This is a genomic window from Lysinibacillus halotolerans, assembly GCF_003711845.1.
Classification (GTDB): Bacteria; Bacillota; Bacilli; order Bacillales_A; family Planococcaceae; genus Ureibacillus; species Ureibacillus halotolerans.
Window position 1 is genome coordinate 13,587 of sequence record NZ_RHLQ01000037.1, and the last position, 18,576, is coordinate 32,162.

Genomic DNA, 18,576 nt, shown 5'->3' on the forward strand with positions numbered 1-18,576 from the left:
AAGTTCTCAGTGTATGAATCCCCACTATAGATCTCCCTATTGATTTAAATAAGCCCAAGCAAATTGTGCGTAAAGTTCAGCACCTGTAGCTAATGCCTCTTCATCAATGTTGAATTTACCATGGTGATGGGCCCATTCCGTATCTTTTTCAGGATTGCCGCTACCTACTAATGCGAAGCTGCCTGGCGCTTCATTCATATACTCACTAAAGTCCTCGCCGCCCATCGTTGGTTTTTCAGGATATAACACATCTTCTCCAAATGCTGCTGTTGCTACTTTTTGCACCAATTTCGCACTTTCTTCATCATTATTAACTGCCTGTGTACCGCGAATATATTCCACCTGTGCTGTTGCACCGTAAATACTTGCTACTTGTTCCGCATAATGCTTAAGTTGGGTTTCCACATGATCCCGTGTACTTTGGTCAAAGCAACGGACTGTCCCTTCAATAACTGCATTTTCCGCAATGACGTTGAATCTTGTACCAACTACCATCTTCCCTACTGTCAGTACTGCTGGACTTTGGGGATCAATCGTTCTAGAAACAACAGACTGGACATTCATCACAAAAGAAGAAGCAACAATCGCAGCATCAATACAAGCATGCGGTATTGCGCCATGGCCTCCCCTTCCTTTAAATGTCACTTTGAAAAGATCCGCTGATGCAAAGGATGGCCCTGGCTGACAAGATACTTTATGTGTCGGCATTTGCGACCAAATATGGATACCGAATACATGGTCAACGCCCTTCATTGCCCCTTGTTTCACCATCTCTTTCGCTCCTTGTGCAACTTCTTCCGCCGGTTGAAAGATTAATCGAACGTTGCCAGGAATATCATCTTTCACTTCGTTCAATGCTTTTGCTGCAATTAGTAACATTGCTGTATGGGCATCATGGCCACATGCATGCATTTTACCTTCGAATTTAGAGGTATATGGCAACTCTTTGTTTAGTTCCTCAACAGACAAGGCATCCATATCTGCTCTTAAGGCAACTGTCTTACCCGGTTTTCCTCCCTCAATCGTTGCAATAACCCCTGTTGGTTGTGTTTTGTAATAAGAAATAGAAAGGCTATCTAAGTATTTGCAAACAAATGCAGTTGTTTCTGTTTCTTCCCATGACAGCTCTGGCTCACTATGAAGTTTTCTACGTATGTCCGTCAATTCTTCACTATTCGTTTGAATCGCTTTTTTAATTGTTTCATTTATCATGTTACTCTGCCTCCGTTAATCGTTTTGCTACTTCGAAATAAATTTGCACACCATTTGCAATATGCCGCACATCCGACCATTCTTCTGGACAATGACTAAGACCGTCCTTACTAGGTATAAAAATTAAACCGACATTTGTAACATCAGATAATACCATTGCATCGTGTCCTGCTCCGCTGTTCATAGAAAGATACTCTAAGTTCAAAGCATTACAAGTTTCTTTGATCATTTCCTTTATACCTTCATCTAACAGTTTAGGTTCCATATACAAGCTTTGTTCGACTGATATTTCAATTCCATTTTTACGATTACAATCTAGTAAATCCTTTACCTTCTTAATAACGTTTTGAACATGCTCCTCTTTACCTGAACGGATGTCTATAGAAAAGACCACTCGATCAGGAATAACATTGGCACCGTTTGGAAAGACATTCAAACGACCTGTCGTAATGACCGTTCCTTCCCCTTCCTCAACTGCTAACTTTGGTAACTGCGCAATCAGTTCAGCTGCTTTAACTAAAGCATCCGCACGTCGATCCATCGGAGTTGTCCCCGCATGACCTGCTTTTCCTTCTACCGTTACTTCTAATTGGGCAAGACCTACAATTGCATCCACAATACCAACTGGGATATCCCGCTCTTCTAAGAATGGCCCTTGTTCAATATGTAATTCTAAAAAAGCTTTCATTGTTTTTGGATACCTTGTTTTTGGGCGAGTAGGATCCAGCCCAATCGCCTTCATAGCATCTACAGTAGAGATTCCTTCTTTATCTTTTAATCGATAAAATTCTTCCTCACTGAGTGCTCCGACCATTCCCCTTGATCCCATCAAACCTCCTGCAAACCTTGCCCCTTCCTCTTCAATTAAAGCCACGACTTCGAGAGGGTACTTCGGCTTCAATTGATTTTCAACAAAAAGGCTAGCTACTTCCAAAGCAGTTACTACTCCAGCTGGGCCATCATAAGCACCACCATTAGGCACTGAGTCAAAATGGGATCCGATTAATACACTAGGCCCATCCTTTAGCGTTCCTTCCAGTTTTCCAAAAATGTTACCGAGACCATCTTCACGAACCTCCAAGCCTAGTTCCTTCATTTTTTCTTTAATGTAGTTTCGAGTTTTCAAATCTTCCTGACTGTATGTTAATCGAGTCGTTCCGTTACCTGGTGTGGCGGTAAATTCACTAATCGTATGGATATGCTCTTCAATCCGCTCCTGAATCGTTTTCATTCCATTCTCTCCTTGCTAAAAATTGTTAAGAGGCAAGCCACTTTGTAAGTGATTGCCTCCTTTAATCATTTATAAAAATCCGACAAAGATGCCCGCTAAAATGACCGAAACAATGGTCACGGTAATAAATCCACCAACAAGCATAGGAGATAGCATATAACTTGTCAGCATGTCTTGTTCTTCCTTATCATCCGTTAATGACTTAATCACTTCATTCGTAATAATATAGTCAGCGGGGAATCCATAAAGGGCCGTTAGTGATACCGCAAAAGCCATATTTTTCGAAACTTTAAGCATTTTCCCCGCAATAAAGGAGAAGATATACATTCCGATAACGCCTAAAATAATTGTTCCAACAAGTGGATAAATGATTTCGAGCATCATAGTTGGAGAGGCATTTTTTAAACCATCTAAAACAAATAAAATCAAAACTAAGATCGCTATTCCAAAGCTATTTGCCTTTTGCAGCACTTGTTTCTCCAAAAGACCGATGCTACTTGCAATAACACCGAACAATAAACATAAAACAAATGGACTAATCTCTACAATTGGGGCAAGAACCGTTGAAACTAAATAAGCGAGATAGGCAACAAGGGCAAGTCTAAATAATTTAAAGAACTCTGTATTGTATTTTTCCGGTATGCTGTTAATTAGCTTAAATTGAGATTTAGGTTCCTCCTTCGTAACCGCTGCTTCCCCTATCGATTCTTTTGCCGCTAGACGGCCATTCCGATATTCGGTAAGAAGCTTTTTCCCTTCTTTTTTAAGAACAATCGAGGTGATTGGATATCCAGCAAAACCTTGCATCACATAAATGACAATGGCGAAAACGGATAGACTCGTCAACCCCGCTTCCTGTGCAGCCTCAGACATAATCAACGAAGAAACTACTCCACCGACTAATGGTGGTATCGCAACAACGATCGTCTCGAATCCGAAAAGAAATGTTCCTACTGCAAATAACACGACAATAATCCCTAAAATTCCTGAAAGAGCAATTACAACCGTCTTCCATTGTTTTTTCAATTCTTGAAGTGATAGCAATGTCCCCATATTTGTAATCAATAAATACATCATCATAGTTGCAACAACTGGCGGAACTCCCGCTAAAGAAACAATTTCTTTCGGGAAGAATGTCCAATATCCTGCAAGAAATAAAACAGCACAAACAAAGATGGAGGGAACCCAAGCTTTTGTACGAACTGCTACGAAGTCCCCGATAAATAAAATAAACACGAGAATAACTAAAGCTAACATTTGGGACATAATTAAATCACTTCACTTTCATTTCTATCTTTATTTTTCTAATATACTAACATTTAATAGACTAAATTTAAAGATAATTTAAAATATTAAAAAATATATAGGCGAATTCTAGAAAAAAATATTGCCAATGTCGGAAGATAAATGAGTTAAGTATTTAAAAAAATCACAAGTACCATAAGAAGGATTGCACTATTATTTGAAAGTCTAATCATGGGTTTTTTCGTGAGGAGTTTTGAAGGCACAAAAAAACCCTTCTCGGTAAACCGAGAAGGGTTTTGAAACGTTGATATAATAATTAACGTTTTGAGAACTGAGGCGCACGACGAGCACCTTTAAGACCGTATTTTTTACGTTCTTTCACACATGAAATATATATTCTAATATCTAGTTATATAATGTTAGATTCTCGTTATACTTTTGCTCTGTAGGTATTCGCTTTTTTATACAAATGTATACCTACAATTGAGGTGGTATCATCAAAACATCATCATTTTTGTGATGATATAGTAAAAAAATATGTGATATTGTTATGAATTACCTTTATAGTTATTTATGTACAAAATAATAATGAGGTGAAAAATTTGAGTGCTTTTTTAGGTGTAATAGGATTTTTAGGAATAATAGTAGGAATCATTTTATTAATTCTAGGATTAATTAGAAAGAAAAAAATGAAAGGTGGACTTGTATTAGCTCTATCTTTTGTAGTATTTATAATTGCATTGTTTATTCCATCACCAGATTCGAAGAATACTACAAAACAAGCTGTGGAAAGTGAAACTAAAGAAGTAGCTGAAACATCAGAAAAAACTGAGGAACCGAAAGAAGAAGAATCTACAGAAAAACCTTCGCAAGACGAGGTGACTTATTATCAAACTGAAGTGTTACCAGCGATTGATGACTTTCAGGCTGAATATGATAGAATTTGGAATGATTTATGGGTAACAACATTTAATGGTGTATCAGATGGTTCAGTAGACGTGTACACAGCGTATCGAAATATGACTTTTATTGAGACAAACTATAATGTGCTAAGCGATAATATAGCGGAATTTGAAGGAGAAAATTTATCAAAAGAGAATAAAAAGTTATTAGAAAGCTATAAAGAAAAGTTAATTGAATCTGCAGATTATCGTGCAATAGCAAGTAGAAGCGCCGCAGAAATGTTTGATGAAGGTAATTTAAAACCATCTAAAGTTGAAGAAATTAAATCAATAATTTCTTCTGGTGATGTAGAATTAATGCAGGCTATGGCAAATAGACTATCTATTGAAGAGAATTTAGGATTAACACAACAAACAACAGATTAAACAATAGAAAGAGTCACTCATTGAGTGGCTTTTTTTATTACACGTTTAATAATCGCTTTATCTCATCATCAACCTTATTTTTTAGTGCAATATTCATGTATCTACTATGATGTTCAGTCCCCTTATCCATAATCACATATTCTGTGATGTCTTTATCAATTCGAATTTCCGCTTGTACTTTAATACCACTCTTACCTAGTTGGGATCTCACTTCTCTTAATTCATTTTGAACTACAATAATTTGTTGCCCCATCCACATAGCTAATGGACGATTTATTTTAATATCATTTAAATGTTTTAGATCGCGCTCTAAAGTTCGTTTAGTTAAATCAAGGATGATTTGTTTATGAATTAATTCAGCAGCATTAAAGTCAATCAAATTACTTCACGCTCTTTCCGGATAACTGGTACTAATGCTAGAACATTATCGATACAAAATACTCGATTAGCATGTTTCAAAAAGCAATAAGCATTAAATTTATCATCAGATACTTTCGTTACTTTAATACGTCTTTTAGTGATTTCGCCATTTTTAGCAATGTACATCATATCAACTAACTGATTGCGTTGCATTGCTTTTAATAACTGTCCTTTCATTAATACCACTCCTTTATAAGGACATTCGTTCTTTTTAAGGTAATTATAGAACATTTGTTCCTGTTATTCAATTGGAACTATGATATTTGAACAAAAAAAGACCATGCATTCACTTTAATTGTGAGCCTGGTCTTTTGCACTTATTTTTCTAATTGTATATCATAATTAAATCCTTTTGCTTGTAACCATTGTTCTAAGGCATACTTACCTTTTGAATCTTGTGGGTACCAATAGGATTCAAGCATGAACTTTCCATTCGTTTGAGTAACTTTGTAGTCTAATTTCTTACTATCTAAATACTTTTTCAAAGCTACTAATCCTGAATTTGTTGCGGATGGGAACCAATACACACGGACATTATGACGTTTGCGTTTAACTTTTTGCTTTGCAGCAACCTGTACCTTCTCTTTTACATACTTCACTTTAAACGCTTCACATATTCCTTTAGCGATTTCAATTGCACATTCTTTTCTAAATGAATCTGTACGTAATAATTCTGCTTCAACTTTATTATCCATGAATGCGCATTCTACTAAGATTGCAGGTGCAACAGTCCGAGAAATTACGTATAAATGTGTCCCATTTTTAACACCACGATCCGTTTGTTTGGTGCCTTGTAGCAAATATTTATGAACAGCCTTACCTAACTCTTTCGATTGTTTACTCATGCCAACAAAAACTTCTACCCCATTCGCTTCACCCCAGGAACCTGTAAATGCATTGGCGTGAACAGAAACAAAAGCATCCACTTTATTCTTGTTAGCTATAGATACGCGTGTCGCAAGTGGAGTATCTTCATCTGTTGGAGCTGTTAGAAGTGTTTTAAATCCACATCGTTTTAATTCAACGTTTAAATAATTTACAACAGCTCGGTTAAATTCATTTTCACGCATAAAAGTTCCGTCATTAAACTTTGGAGTACGTTTGCCAGCTGTCTCCATTCCATGCCCATCGTCTAATGCTATTGTATAACTCATTATTCCTCATCCTTTCTAGGTTCGTTATAAGATAAGACTTGTTTGCTATCACTAAGTCCGTTAGTTGTTGGGTCTGGAAGCATATTTAATGCATTGATAATTGTAAGAATTACTAGGTATGGATTGCTAATAAACTGTTTAAATAAATCCCATACAGCACCCCAGCTAGTCAAATCAGTAAATTGTAGTCCAAAGTAAGTAAGGACTGGAATAATTAAAGCTGCTAAAAATCGTAAAATAAATGTTTTATTTTCCTTAGTAAAACGTACTTTCCAATTAATTTTCATAATCTATTACCCTCCAAAAATTGAATTTTGTAATGCTATAAAAACAATTCCAACCACACCACTGATTGCTGCAGCTAGAAAATATCCCTTGATTTTGTCACTGTTCTGTTCCATTTTTTCAACTGACTTTTCAATTTGTCTCACACTGTTGCTTGTGTCGTACACAATAGGTTTAATTGTTTTCATATCACGCTCCAATTCTACGATACGTCTCTCATGATCAGCTTGAGCTAATGCTTTCTGTAATTCATTGTTTTCAGGCATGTCATCCACCATCCTTTAGAACTTTAAATCAAAATAAAAACCCTCCACAATTGTGAAAGGCTTGTTAAATACTTTCTGTATAAGGTTTCTTTACGATTTGATAGTACTGTTCAGCAGTAATAACACCTGCTGTTACTGCATCGGCAACTTGTTCTTTCGTCCATAGCTTAGCAACGTAAAAATATCTAATTTTATTAAAATCAAGCATTCTTAACACTTCCCGTCATAATGGCATACCACATATCTGCTATTTCCTGTTCCGGTTTTGGCTTGTTTTTTAACAATTCTTCGGCTTCAATTTGTTGTTGTCGATATACTTCATCTAAAATTATTTCTCCATCGACAAAAACATAATTTGAAGGATGATCTAATACATCATGATCATCCTCAACTTCAATTTCAACATTGTTTTGAATGAATGGGCTAGTAGTACTGCAACCTAGTACTCTATTATCTTGGGGATTTACAAGCAAATATAGTTTCATATCTCCACCACCTAATACATTAATACTTGTCTTAATACCGCTTGTTGTGCATTAATTCCACTTTGGTTATTTGCTACACCAGTAATTGTGTTATGTGTAATACTTAATGCTTTAATCGTAAATGCATTACTATCTGCTTCATCAACCGGAACCATACACAATGTGTGATTTCCTAATCTACTCTTTGGAATATAGGTATTAACGTAATTCCAGTTGTTTGCTGCACCTGATGAATAAGCGCTCCACACTAATATCCAACCGTTCGGACATTTTTGTAATGGTACATCAGGTGTGATGACCGTTGAAGCATTCATAAAGGCCACCCCATTCCACAACACCCTTTGTTTATTGAGAACATCGTATTGACCATTCGCTACTTTCCACACGTTGGCTTCTTCGTCGTATAGACCTGGTTTATCGTTTTCGATTAATTGAACTCCATCTATCTGTGCCCAGTTTGCATTTGCTCCACTAAGTACAATTTCAATTCCTTCTGTATTATCAGCAAACACTGGAGTTGTAAATGTAAGACCATATCGTTCCACCGAATAATCACTTGCAACAGCAGTGAACGTTTTACTAGCAACTAACGATAATCTTGTACCTGCTGCATCTACATGATAAATATCAACTTTAGGAATAGCCCCGGCAGATACATTCCATTGTCTTTTTGCATAGAAAGATAGCGCATATACTGTAGAAGGTGATAGGGTGTGTATTTGTTGTGCCATGGCATCCGTAGAGCGTACACAAACCCCTTTAGAGCCGAAAATCGGCATAGAACCTTTCCCACTCGGTCCAAAACTAACGGCTAATTTCGGCGTTCCTCTGGTAATGTACCAAGGTGTATTCGGATAAAATCCAAAGTACATATCGTCCCAGCTGTACTGTAAATCCGTACTATTAGGCAGTGCATCATGTTGTTCTACTAATTCAAAGGAATGATCTTGAACATGGTTAGTTTTAGAAGCGATGGAATAGCCTAAATTACTATTATCATCTTGAAGAATAAAGTCACCATCTTTTACACTAACCTCACCAAATGTTCCCGTTACCCCTCGGACTTCTCCCTCAATAACCGCGTTTAATGCATAAATCTTCCCGTTTGTATCGGCGTAAAACATGTCTAACCATGGTGAAGAAGTAGTTGCTCTTTTTTGAATCTTAAAACCACCTGTAGCGTTTGCAATGATTCTCACCAAACCATTTGAAAGCAATATTTCCATACCGTCTTCTTTTGTTACTTTAAAACCGTTATATAAGTTACCTAGTCCAACGGAAGCATCTTTGGCGTTTTGCTCGGCTTGTGCGATTTTTTCTTCTACGTCCTTTTGAGCCAATCCCCACGGTGACGCCACGTTACCATCTTCCAGTTGTGGACGATTAAGATAAAAGTAAGGAATCGTTGTTTCAGGTCCATATAAAGCATCAGAACGTCCCCCGATTAGTAACCTTACACCAGTGCCATCTCTATTTGCTTTAAAATGGTGGGTTACATAATGATAGTCGTAACCGTTCAATTTAACTATTGGGCAATCTTCAAACTTAACCGTCGGCAACAATTGATTGCTACCATCATCGTTATATAACAAGTAACAATAATTCATGCTTACTAATCCTCTAGCACGAATATAGTAACTCACTGTGTAATCTTTACCTCCGACAACGGAAAAGCCTTGTTCTGATATACTCGAATTGTGTACACCTATCGCTGAATTTGCTGGGACTTCACTATCTCTTGTTTGATTTAATAAATCGTTGGGGAATCCTGGAACCGATGCGACTGATAACGTACCACTTCTGTTCCATGCTGTCCACCCATGAGTTGTATTGAAGTCTGTATAACGTAAATAATTTTTTCCGCCTGGAATCACATTATCGTACAAAGGTGACCAACTATAGTCCGATGGATTTGTGCTTTCAGTTGCTGTCGTTTTATTGTACGCAATCCCTAAATAGCGTTTACCGTTAGGCGAATCGGACATACCGCTACCGTTTTCATTATCGGCATATTTTATCCACGTATATGTCGTTGTTCCGTCCTCTCCTGGTGGTCCAGGAATACCTGGCTCACCTTTTACTAGTGTCCAAGTGTAATCATCGTAATTGGTTGATTCCGTAGGTGTAGTTTTATTGTAAGCAATCCCCATATACTTCTTGCCATCGGGGAAATTACTCATTCCCGATGTTGGTGTATCGGCATACTTTATCCAGGTATAAAGCGTTTGACCGTCGGCACCTTTTGGACCTTGTATACCTTGTGGGCCCGGGTCTCCTTTTTCTCCTTTTATCAACGTCCATTTGTACTTGGTTGGGTCTGTACTATCAGCACTTATAAAGTCTGTATACTGCCCGATATAGAGTTTATTTGTACTATCTGTTGTACTGAAACCAACAGTTCCCGTTGCATTATTTGCGTATGCTACATGAAAATACGGTGTTCTTCCATCATTACCAGGAGGTCCAGGAATACCTTGGTCCCCGTCCGCCCCTTTAATCAATGTCCATTTGTACTTTGTCGGATCAGTAGATGCTACCGGGTTAGAATCGACATACATTCCTATATACGTTTTACTTAACGTATTCGTGAAAGTAAAGCCGACTGTCCCCGTTTCGTTGTCAGCATAAGCGATATGAGTATAAGAAGAGTTGCCATCCTCTCCTTTTTCCCCTTTAATTAAAGTCCAAGTATAATCTTCAGGATTTTCAGGTGCTGCATCTGTTTTAGTAATTGCAACCCCCATGTAACTCGCATTTGTAGAATCCTCTGTCATGCCACTCCCGTCTGGATATTGAGAATAACGTACCCAAATGTAAGTTAATTTCTTGTTAATTTCGGATTGTAACGATTTCATTATCGCCTTAACATCTTCTTCTGTATATTCGATATAGTCTCCTAACGTAACCTTCTTCTGAGATTTATCACTCAAGGAACGTTCCATAGTATGAACTCGAGCTTCAAGATATAGAGGTGGTTTAAATTTTGTATCCTTAATTTTTATAGTGTCACCAAAACGAATCTTTTTATTTTCAAGACCTGGTATATGTTCGAGATCAGCAACTTCACCACTGTACTCTACAATTGTATTAATTCGTTTATCTAACTCTGTACGAGTGTATTGAGTTAATTCGTCTAATGTCATGTCACTGTTTGAAGTAGTTGGTTCATAAGGTTCAATGAGATGCATAAGTTTACCGGTATCAGGGTCAGGTCTTCCCCATCGTTGAAGTGCTTCATCATCTGTGACAAGTACCGTTAACCTTGTACCATCTTCTTTTTCCGGTCCAATCCCTAACAGAGCAGTAACGATATTTGAATTATCTTCTTTCCGTTCAATACCAATTAAATCTTTCCCAAACTCTACTTCTCGTCCTCTCCATTCACCTTCACGTTTTAACAAATCCACATATCTAGCTACCACTTTATTGTTATTAACAACAATACGAAATCTTTTTTCTAAGCTAAACTCATTCGCTATTGTATTTATAAAGGCATAAGGATTGGTATAGTCCTCCACAACAAATGTTCTAGTACCCATACCCTCTAAAATACCTGCCTGGAATTCAGTGCCTGCTAAAGTATGTGCCATTATAGTAGAAACTGTTTGGTCTTTAAAAGTTTGCGGTTCTATTACCTTTGCCTTTTTTAATTGAAGGTAGGAAGCTGTTGTATAAACTTGTGTATATAGAGCATTATTTGAACGATATTCACGTGAGTTTTCTATAATTAACTCTATGAAATTGTTATCTTCATCTGGAATAACAACTCGATTTCGATCTGTTAAAAATTCAGAGTATTTCCTATCCGCAAATGTTGTAAAATCATAGGTTTCTTGATTATCTTTTAAAGATTTTGAGTGTATATCATTCCAAAAATCCCCCAAAGGGATAAAAGAGAGTATCTTGCCTGTTTCTCCATCTGTTATGTGTATCATTTATATCTCTCCTTAAATCTAACCTTTGTTCTTAATGACATATCAGGTAATACATATAATTCATTTGTGCCCTTCTTCAATTTAAAGAAATTAGCGCCAAAGTCTTTTAAATCCATGCGACTTTCCCCATTAATTAAAATGTCACAAGTAGTATGATCAAATGTAATAACATCCCCTGTATAGGCAATAAACGGTATTTGTTCTATTGTTTGTTCAGTAAGAGCATACGCTTTTATATAATCAATACGATTCGTATGCGGTGAAGCTGTAGTTCCATATTTGTCTATGAAAATACCGACATATTTTAATTTCCCTCTAAATTTATCCTCTGTCACTGTCCAGCTAGCTGTTAAAGGGTCCATATGTTTTCCGTCACCTAAGACACGAGCTACATAAAATGTATATTTGTCTCCGATACGTTGTAAACGCATATAAGCCGGAAAGTTATCCCATTCTTTTTGGTAATTACGGGAACTAATTAGGTAATTTTTGAAATCGCCAATAAACGGTCCAATACGACCCTCAGCCAATTTCCTCTCAACATAAATCGAATTATCAACTGCAGTCATTATTGCAATTTCTCTCATTTCATCATCAAATAAATAAAAACCAAACCTTCCCGTTTGGTTTACATTATCCGTATATAATTGACCACGTAATTCAATTTCGAAATCACCGGTTAAAGGCACCTCTTTGTAGACAGATGGGCCATGAAACCCTGTACCTGTTCCATATGATGGAGCAGTTATACCCGCACCATCATAGCCAATTGTACCTTGTGAGCCACCTTCCATATCACTTGTAGCTGTTGTCCATTCATCAATGGTCGTCCCCGTTTCTTCTAACAATAGAGTTTTGCTGTCCACAATTTGCGTATTCACATCTGCAGGGGCACCGATTAACATATATTCATTATCTTGATTTTGAACCATAGCAAATGTTACTGGTTGTAAAACTTCTAATTCAAATATCGGATCAGCTTCTGCTGTACCTTCACTTCTAAACGAAACGCTATCGGATGGAAAGTTAATTATTCTTTCATCGCTATATTTATAAGGGTCTGGACAAATAAAAGAAATGGTACCTTCTCCTATTTCAAGAAATTCCGAAATATCAAAACTACCATCCACAAGAGCATAATAAACACGATCAGGCTCATCATCAAATATCAGTTCTTGCGGTTCTTCTGTAATCAACCATTCAGCCAATTCCTCCTCAAGTTTACGTAAATCCTCACGCGTTTCACCATCGTAGAAAATTTTTTGTTTAATAGATCTTACATTCGTGGTGGTATTTTGCAAATAAGCACCGGGTTTACCTGGAATAGTTAGTAAATTTCTCGAAATGGGAGCCCATGCTGAACGTTCGGTGCTATCGTCCTCTAGATAAATCCAGTCTTTTTTAATTCCACCGAAACTAAAAGAATATAAATCTTGCAATTGTTTCACCTACTTTCTAAATGAAATTGACCTATTTTGTCTAAACGATTGAACATCCGTAATATCATCTGCTATCCATTCTGCGATTACACGCTTATCGGCTGTTAATAATTGAATAACTTGTGGACCCCTATTCATTGTTGCAGAAATACCAGCTCCGATAGCACCTAACACTCTGTCCGTTAGTGGTAATGCAGCCTCTGGTCCAGCTTCTCCAAAACCTTGTAAGACGCCATTGTTAATACCTGCAATAGTAGGTTTTGTAAAAACAGCACCTAAGGCATTCCATTTAATATCGAATCCAGTTGGATAAGTTATTTTCTTACCCATAATAGTTTTTGATGAAGTCTCTAAAGTAAATTTAGGTAAACTAGGTAAATCAATATCAGGAATTTTCAATTTTAATCCATCGAAAAATCCCTTAATGTCATCAACAATACCCGATACCGTGTCTTTTGCTTTCTCTATCGGATCAGTAATAAACTTCTTGACTTCATTAAATTTATCTCGTGCTTTATTCACTATATCTGTTGCCTTATTTACAAATCCATCTTTCAATTCAACAATTTTATTCAGCGCTTTTTCCTTTGCTTCCGTAATAAAAGTTGTAATAGCATTTTTTATTGAAATAAATTTATCTCGTGTGGATGTGTAAAATTCTGTAAACTTTAACATTCCCGCTATTATTAGTTCTTTAATTTTATTTGTAACTGTAGTCTTTATTTGTTCCCATTTTTCTAGAAGCCAATCTTTTAATTGACCCGCCTTTTCTACGATGGTATCCCAATTTTGGTAAAGCAATACACCAATCGCTATTAAGGCTGTTATGACGCCAATTACAATAAGTACAGGAGCTGCCACTGTACCGATAGTTACACCCAGTGCAGCGGCAACCCCACTTAAAGTAACAAATATAGGGGCTAATGCCATACATACCGCTACGAGTGTAGTTATCACACCTGCAACAATTGTTATAGTAGTTACTAGTTCTGGATTTTCATTCGCCCATTCTACAATTTTTGTTATAATTTCAGTTACTTTTGTTACTAACGGTGTAAGTGTTTCGGATAATTTATTCAGTTCATCCGTAAAAGCAATCTGAGATGCTGATGCTTCAACTATTGCCTGGTTATTTTCCGAGTATTTTTCATAACTTGCAGTTAATCCCTGGTCAGCTAACAGTTGAGAAATGTAATTCGCGCGTTCCTCAGTAGATGAAAAAGATTGCATTTTTTTATTAAAATCGTCTACAGGTTCACCACTTTTCTCGAGTAGATCGGTTAGTTGTCCAGTAGCCTCCCCGAGTTGAGTAGTTGTTGTAATACTTTCTGCTAATCCTTCAGCCGTAAAAGTATCCCCATAGCTTACAATTGCTCCTGAAATCGCCTTTGATATTCCGGTTATTTGATCTTTTGTTTTGTATCCGGCTTGTATTAAGTTCCCCATCGCTTCAGTTACTTGATCGGTTTCTTGACCTACAGAGTCAAAGGCAACACGGGCTCCAGAAATATCGTCTAAGGCTAATCCAACCTTGCCTATTTGGACTTCTAACATAGATAGATCCTTATTGGTATCGGCCATCCCTGTTGTAAGTCCTGCAACACCTGCAGTAATAGTTGCACTTCCTGCAGCTAACCCAGAACCTATTTCTTTTGCAGCATCTTTAGAAGCATCCTTTAATTCTCTTAAACCTCGCTTTAATTTATCAAGTTTTGACGCAGTTTTATCTGCCTCTCCCCTTTGTTCGGCGAGCTTCTGATTTGTTTGTGCAATTTCATTGGCAAGTTTTTGTTCATCAACTCTAACACTTGCTAACTTTTGAGCAAGATCTTGAGCAACTTTTGAATTTTCTCCAAATGATTCGCTAGCTTGGCGATAGGCTGATTCCGTTTGTTCAATCGAACGTTTCATTAAATCTTGCTTTTGGGTTAGAAACTGTATGCTAGATTCTAATCGATCCGTTTCGGAAGCAGTTAGTTTCATTTGTTCTTGTTGTAATTGAAAGGCTGCATCCAACTTAGAAACTTCAGCTTTTAAATCAAGAGTACTAAGTTTTTGTTTTTCTAAACTTTGGTTTGTTTGGATGATTTGATTAGCAAGTTTTTGCTCTTCTATTTGGGCATTCGTTAGATTTTTGGCCATTTGTTGAGCAGCATCGGAATTTTCCCCAAATAGTTGTTTCGCTTGTTCGTATGCAGTTTCAGCTTGCTCCACTGAACGTCTTGCAATATCTTGCTTTTGGATTAGAAACTGCAACTTTGCTTCTAGTTTTTCACTCTCAGAAGAAGTTAGTTTCATTTGTTCTTGCTGTAATTTAAAATCACGGTTTAACTTAGATGTTTCAGCTTGTAGCTCTTTAGAACTTTTTTTGAAATCATCGTTAAACATTTTGACAGTTATTTTTGCTTCTGGGCTTTTTGCCACTATTCTCACCGCCTTTATATCGTTTTAGGGTGATTCATCCATCCTTTAACTGCGATTGTATTTTCAATAATTCGATTTAAATTTGGGAATGGTGCTTTCCAAAATACTTCCTCTTTAATTTCAAGCGCAACTGTGCACCAAACAAAAAAATCCTCCAAACACTCAAATGTGAGTTTTGGAGAAACTACTTTTTTCCCTTTTGTTTTTCAGTTGCTTGTTCTAGTGCCTTTTTGAAATTGTTATTCGTGTCTTTTGAAAAGTTGTACATTAATAAATTCAAGTAAGTATCTAGTACTTCTTCAAAATCAGCATTGTATTTATTTTTAAATGTTTCTAGATCGTAAAAATCATTTCTTGGTCCAACATATCCTAAGTAAATAACATTTTTCATGTGATCTTTATCTAATTTATCTTTGACTAAAACTACTTCAGCTGCAGAAAGTTCACCTTTGGTTGCTGCTTCTATTCCCATTGCTGAAATCATTTCTAGTAACTCACTTTCAAGCGCTTTTTCAAGGATTCCATACTCTCGACCTACTTTTAATGAGTGGTTGTTAAAAAATAGAGGAAATCGTTCTTTATTTGTTTTCTCCTCGAAAAATTCACCATTTTCTTCCTTAACTTCAACATCGAATAATTCCACAACAGGTAATTTTCGTTTTCCATTCATATAGAAATCTCCCTTTTCTTTTTAATTAAAAAAAGCCCACTATAAAGTGAGCTTTAATTTTTAAACTGTTTCTACTAACTCGACTAGTTCACGACTAAAGTTTGTATGCCACTGTTCTACTAATGTCGGGTCCGTTGTATCTGCTACGATAGCTTCATAGTAAAATTGATCTGCTGAATCTGGAAGTGAATCAAATGTTAGTTCCAACATAGCCACTTCTTCTACTGCTGCTTCTAAAGGGGTGATTTTAAAACCTCCGCTATTTGAGCAATTTGGAAATGCCATTAATTTCTTATTTCCTTCAAAATCATCCACAGCAGTTACCGTAAATATAAAATCTTTGCCAAGAGTATTTATACCAGCTGAATAGACTCCCGCTTTTAATTTTTCATTAGTCATTCCAAAATAATCACGCGCTACTTGAACAGGAATATGGCCAGATACAGTAACTGCTATTTTAGTTGTTTTTGACTTTTGCTTAATTATTCTTGCTCCTTGCATTTTTTGAACTGATTGAACTTCTCCCTCTCCTTCCATAGTTCCAACCAATCCAAAATCTGTTCCTTCACCATATGTTCCGTCGGATTGTTTGAAACGAATACCAGCATGTGAAATGTCTGTTGTATCAAATACTGTTACAGTCATTAAAGTACCTCCTCCAACTTATCTATTAATTTATTTTGAGTAATGTCTGTTAATTTAGGTAACCCCTTGTCAACACCTCGTTCAAAGAATTTTTGAGCTACATGATTACTCGGGCCTCGTCCTTCGTTTGGGAAAACTAAATAACCGAATGATCCAGGTTTATTTGCTGCTCCCCCTTTTGCTTTTATAGTAATTTCTAAATTTCCAAACTCGGCCTTATACCATTTTGTTCGATTAGCATGTACACCTTTTTCCTTATCTGATGTCTTTATTAATTGTGTGATTTCAGGAGCGAGTATTTCTTCACCATCTTTCTTTAAAATGGTGTTAATTTCTCTTTCCATACTGCGCCCGAGATTTTTCATTTTCTCAGCTATTTCTTTAAACTCTCGATAATCAAATTCATATTTGATACTCAAGTTTAACCACCCTATTCAACTCGATATTTGCTATGTCTACAAAGCGATTTGTATCAGCATGTCTTGCTCTAGCTTTAGTACAATCACTAAATGTAATGCTTTTGACATTTACTGCAACACCAAGTATATCGATAATTGTTTCGTCAAAGTCGTCTCTGTTTTCTGAGTAATAAATGATTGTGATGGATTGAGTTAACGAATTACTAGTGTTTTCACCTTTTGTAAAGTCACCCATCGAATAAACTAATAAATGATAGGGGTTGTGATCATATTTTTGAGTCTCATCATCAGGTACTTCATCTTCGTAAATCGGTAAATTAGGGAACGCTTTTTCCAAAGCTTCTACCAGCTCTTTTTTTACTTTCATCATATACGCTTTGGTTTTATCATTCATTTACTACACCAACTCTCTGTAAATACCAATATAAGTAGGGATTATTTGGATCTCTATCAATTTTCACTGTGTTGTATTCCACATTATCAATACGGACTGTATAATCATTTGATAATTTACCTTTTAAAACAGGTGGGTACATTGTTTTAAGCTTTAAATCTAACGTTCTACTCATGGCATCTACAAAAGAATAATCTTGTTCACGTGCCGACAATTCAGAAAAAGCTAATGTTCCTTCTTGTGTAAATTCCTTTCCTATTTGCTTTTTTGTATTAGATAGCTTTGTTTTGTTCTGACCATATATAAGTATTCCATCGTTAAAAGTTTCGCGTAATGCCTTATTAACCAGTTGAATCACCTGTTCCGATGGCAGCCTCATGTTGTTCAACAGCTACACTTAAAATTAAACTTCGTAAACGCTTAGCATAATTAATCTCAAATTCATCAAGAGCATTATTCCATGCGTATCTGCAGCGTTCTAACATTAATTCTCGTACCGTAGAACCTTCATCAAAGGAAAACTCAGTCTCGCAAAGTTCATTAAAATAGGTTGTACTGCTTTTAATATAACGAGAAAGAGTATTATCGGTGTTTTCATCGTTCCAAGTTATTTGTAAATTATCTTTTAGCTCTTGTAGTAATTGTTCATCAAGAGTTACTGTCATGATTATTCACCGCTTTTCAACGCTTTTTCGGCTGCTAGAGCATCTTCTTTACCTTGAATTTTCTCTCCATTGGATAGTAGGTACCAACCACCGCCAGTTGATTGAGGAAACTCCCCTTCATTGTCGACATCTGATTCTAAATCCTTCTTAGATTGATCTTCTTCTACAAACAAATAAACCTTCTTGGTTTCTGGGTGTGGCTTAGATAAAAACTCGATACGTTCAGATGAAGCTTCATATCCCTTTGCTGGGTATTCATCTCCTACACGATAAACATGATCTGTTTCTTTATCATTAAATGGTGTTACAACCTTTATTGACATTTATTTTCCTCCTTAAATTGAAAATAGAGAGGCATA

The 18,576-nt window shown here is 36.5% G+C and carries 21 protein-coding genes and 1 pseudogene; 1 reads left to right on the top strand and 21 read right to left on the bottom strand.

The annotated features are described in order from the left end of the window. Positions 1–36: 36 nt before the first annotated feature. The 4 genes and pseudogenes from EC501_RS13485 to rpsI all read right to left on the bottom strand — a co-directional run. On the bottom strand, positions 37–1,212 hold the full coding sequence (locus EC501_RS13485; protein WP_122972828.1) for an amidohydrolase: 1,176 nt from the start codon (positions 1,210–1,212) through the stop codon (positions 37–39). Position 1,213: 1 nt separating this feature from the next. After that, positions 1,214–2,443 carry a Zn-dependent hydrolase gene (locus tag EC501_RS13490; RefSeq protein ID WP_122972829.1) on the bottom strand — a complete coding sequence of 410 codons (1,230 nt, stop codon included), beginning with the start codon at positions 2,441–2,443 and terminating at the stop codon, positions 1,214–1,216. 69 nt (positions 2,444–2,512) lie between these two features. Continuing rightward, positions 2,513–3,709, bottom strand: coding sequence for a hypothetical protein (locus EC501_RS13495; protein WP_122972830.1), 1,197 nt, complete (start codon positions 3,707–3,709; stop codon positions 2,513–2,515). A 295-nt stretch (positions 3,710–4,004) separates the two neighbouring features. Then, positions 4,005–4,070: pseudogene (rpsI, locus tag EC501_RS13500) on the bottom strand (30S ribosomal protein S9); the annotation flags it as partial. A 220-nt stretch (positions 4,071–4,290) separates the two neighbouring features. On the opposite strand from rpsI, the gene EC501_RS13505 reads away from it, so the two are divergent. After that, on the top strand, positions 4,291–5,016 hold the full coding sequence (locus tag EC501_RS13505) for a hypothetical protein (RefSeq protein WP_122972831.1): 726 nt from the start codon (positions 4,291–4,293) through the stop codon (positions 5,014–5,016). 37 nt (positions 5,017–5,053) lie between these two features. On the opposite strand, the gene EC501_RS13510 is transcribed toward EC501_RS13505, so the two are convergent. From EC501_RS13510 to EC501_RS13590, 17 genes are all read right to left on the bottom strand, one after another. Then, a complete protein-coding gene (locus EC501_RS13510; RefSeq protein WP_122972832.1) occupies positions 5,054–5,395 on the bottom strand; it encodes a YhjD family protein in 342 nt (113 codons plus the stop codon). Continuing rightward, positions 5,392–5,613 carry a transcriptional regulator gene (locus EC501_RS13515; protein ID WP_122972833.1) on the bottom strand — a complete coding sequence of 74 codons (222 nt, stop codon included), beginning with the start codon at positions 5,611–5,613 and terminating at the stop codon, positions 5,392–5,394. The genes EC501_RS13510 and EC501_RS13515 overlap by 4 nt, the downstream gene beginning before the upstream one ends. A gap of 140 nt (positions 5,614–5,753) precedes the next feature. Then, positions 5,754–6,590 carry an N-acetylmuramoyl-L-alanine amidase family protein gene (locus EC501_RS13520; protein ID WP_122972834.1) on the bottom strand — a complete coding sequence of 279 codons (837 nt, stop codon included), beginning with the start codon at positions 6,588–6,590 and terminating at the stop codon, positions 5,754–5,756. Further along, the gene (locus EC501_RS13525) at positions 6,590–6,877 is read right to left on the bottom strand and encodes a phage holin (RefSeq protein ID WP_122972835.1); all 288 of its coding nucleotides are present in this window, start codon (positions 6,875–6,877) and stop codon (positions 6,590–6,592) included. The genes EC501_RS13520 and EC501_RS13525 overlap by 1 nt, the downstream gene beginning before the upstream one ends. 6 nt (positions 6,878–6,883) lie before the next feature. Beyond that, on the bottom strand, positions 6,884–7,141 hold the full coding sequence (locus EC501_RS13530) for a hypothetical protein (RefSeq protein ID WP_148037829.1): 258 nt from the start codon (positions 7,139–7,141) through the stop codon (positions 6,884–6,886). 64 nt (positions 7,142–7,205) lie between these two features. After that, positions 7,206–7,349 carry an XkdX family protein gene (locus EC501_RS13535; RefSeq protein WP_122972837.1) on the bottom strand — a complete coding sequence of 48 codons (144 nt, stop codon included), beginning with the start codon at positions 7,347–7,349 and terminating at the stop codon, positions 7,206–7,208. After that, positions 7,342–7,626, bottom strand: coding sequence for a hypothetical protein (locus tag EC501_RS13540; RefSeq protein WP_122972838.1), 285 nt, complete (start codon positions 7,624–7,626; stop codon positions 7,342–7,344). The genes EC501_RS13535 and EC501_RS13540 overlap by 8 nt, the downstream gene beginning before the upstream one ends. Positions 7,627–7,637: 11 nt before the next feature. After that, positions 7,638–11,561 (bottom strand): phage tail spike protein, encoded by a 3,924-nt coding sequence (locus EC501_RS13545; RefSeq protein WP_122972839.1) that lies wholly within the window; start codon positions 11,559–11,561, stop codon positions 7,638–7,640. Next, positions 11,558–13,000 carry a distal tail protein Dit gene (locus tag EC501_RS13550; RefSeq protein WP_158599717.1) on the bottom strand — a complete coding sequence of 481 codons (1,443 nt, stop codon included), beginning with the start codon at positions 12,998–13,000 and terminating at the stop codon, positions 11,558–11,560. The genes EC501_RS13545 and EC501_RS13550 overlap by 4 nt, the downstream gene beginning before the upstream one ends. A gap of 9 nt (positions 13,001–13,009) precedes the next feature. Then, positions 13,010–15,424 (bottom strand): phage tail tape measure protein, encoded by a 2,415-nt coding sequence (locus EC501_RS13555; protein WP_122972841.1) that lies wholly within the window; start codon positions 15,422–15,424, stop codon positions 13,010–13,012. 184 nt (positions 15,425–15,608) lie between these two features. Then, positions 15,609–16,094, bottom strand: a complete 486-nt coding sequence (locus tag EC501_RS13560; RefSeq protein WP_122972842.1) for a hypothetical protein — start codon at positions 16,092–16,094, stop codon at positions 15,609–15,611. 60 nt (positions 16,095–16,154) lie between these two features. Beyond that, entirely contained in the window at positions 16,155–16,739 is a 585-nt protein-coding gene (locus tag EC501_RS13565; RefSeq protein ID WP_122972843.1) for a phage tail protein, read from the bottom strand. Then, positions 16,739–17,158 carry a hypothetical protein gene (locus tag EC501_RS13570; protein WP_241559354.1) on the bottom strand — a complete coding sequence of 140 codons (420 nt, stop codon included), beginning with the start codon at positions 17,156–17,158 and terminating at the stop codon, positions 16,739–16,741. The genes EC501_RS13565 and EC501_RS13570 overlap by 1 nt, the downstream gene beginning before the upstream one ends. Beyond that, a complete protein-coding gene (locus EC501_RS13575) occupies positions 17,142–17,552 on the bottom strand; it encodes a hypothetical protein (RefSeq protein ID WP_122972844.1) in 411 nt (136 codons plus the stop codon). Before EC501_RS13575 ends, EC501_RS13570 begins: the two co-directional genes overlap by 17 nt. Next, positions 17,545–17,931, bottom strand: a complete 387-nt coding sequence (locus EC501_RS13580; RefSeq protein ID WP_122972845.1) for a phage head closure protein — start codon at positions 17,929–17,931, stop codon at positions 17,545–17,547. Before EC501_RS13580 ends, EC501_RS13575 begins: the two co-directional genes overlap by 8 nt. After that, positions 17,894–18,217, bottom strand: a complete 324-nt coding sequence (locus EC501_RS13585; RefSeq protein WP_122972846.1) for a hypothetical protein — start codon at positions 18,215–18,217, stop codon at positions 17,894–17,896. Before EC501_RS13585 ends, EC501_RS13580 begins: the two co-directional genes overlap by 38 nt. A 2-nt stretch (positions 18,218–18,219) precedes the next feature. Further along, entirely contained in the window at positions 18,220–18,540 is a 321-nt protein-coding gene (locus EC501_RS13590; RefSeq protein WP_122972847.1) for a hypothetical protein, read from the bottom strand. Positions 18,541–18,576 lie beyond the last annotated feature (36 nt).

Excerpts from the sequence above, each read along its gene's own strand:
- EC501_RS13485 (WP_122972828.1), bottom strand. The coding sequence starts at position 1,212 with ATGATAAATGAAACAATTAAAAAAGCGATTCAAACGAATAGTGAAGAA.
- EC501_RS13490 (WP_122972829.1), bottom strand. The coding sequence starts at position 2,443 with ATGAAAACGATTCAGGAGCGGATTGAAGAGCATATCCATACGATTAGT.
- EC501_RS13495 (WP_122972830.1), bottom strand. The coding sequence starts at position 3,709 with ATGTCCCAAATGTTAGCTTTAGTTATTCTCGTGTTTATTTTATTTATC.
- EC501_RS13515 (WP_122972833.1), bottom strand. The coding sequence starts at position 5,613 with ATGAAAGGACAGTTATTAAAAGCAATGCAACGCAATCAGTTAGTTGAT.
- EC501_RS13520 (WP_122972834.1), bottom strand. The coding sequence starts at position 6,590 with ATGAGTTATACAATAGCATTAGACGATGGGCATGGAATGGAGACAGCT.
- EC501_RS13525 (WP_122972835.1), bottom strand. The coding sequence starts at position 6,877 with ATGAAAATTAATTGGAAAGTACGTTTTACTAAGGAAAATAAAACATTT.
- EC501_RS13530 (WP_148037829.1), bottom strand. The coding sequence starts at position 7,141 with ATGCCTGAAAACAATGAATTACAGAAAGCATTAGCTCAAGCTGATCAT.
- EC501_RS13535 (WP_122972837.1), bottom strand. The coding sequence starts at position 7,349 with ATGCTTGATTTTAATAAAATTAGATATTTTTACGTTGCTAAGCTATGG.
- EC501_RS13540 (WP_122972838.1), bottom strand. The coding sequence starts at position 7,626 with ATGAAACTATATTTGCTTGTAAATCCCCAAGATAATAGAGTACTAGGT.
- EC501_RS13545 (WP_122972839.1), bottom strand. The coding sequence starts at position 11,561 with ATGATACACATAACAGATGGAGAAACAGGCAAGATACTCTCTTTTATC.
- EC501_RS13560 (WP_122972842.1), bottom strand. The coding sequence starts at position 16,094 with ATGAATGGAAAACGAAAATTACCTGTTGTGGAATTATTCGATGTTGAA.
- EC501_RS13565 (WP_122972843.1), bottom strand. The coding sequence starts at position 16,739 with ATGACTGTAACAGTATTTGATACAACAGACATTTCACATGCTGGTATT.
- EC501_RS13575 (WP_122972844.1), bottom strand. The coding sequence starts at position 17,552 with ATGAATGATAAAACCAAAGCGTATATGATGAAAGTAAAAAAAGAGCTG.
- EC501_RS13580 (WP_122972845.1), bottom strand. The coding sequence starts at position 17,931 with ATGAGGCTGCCATCGGAACAGGTGATTCAACTGGTTAATAAGGCATTA.
- EC501_RS13585 (WP_122972846.1), bottom strand. The coding sequence starts at position 18,217 with ATGACAGTAACTCTTGATGAACAATTACTACAAGAGCTAAAAGATAAT.
- EC501_RS13590 (WP_122972847.1), bottom strand. The coding sequence starts at position 18,540 with ATGTCAATAAAGGTTGTAACACCATTTAATGATAAAGAAACAGATCAT.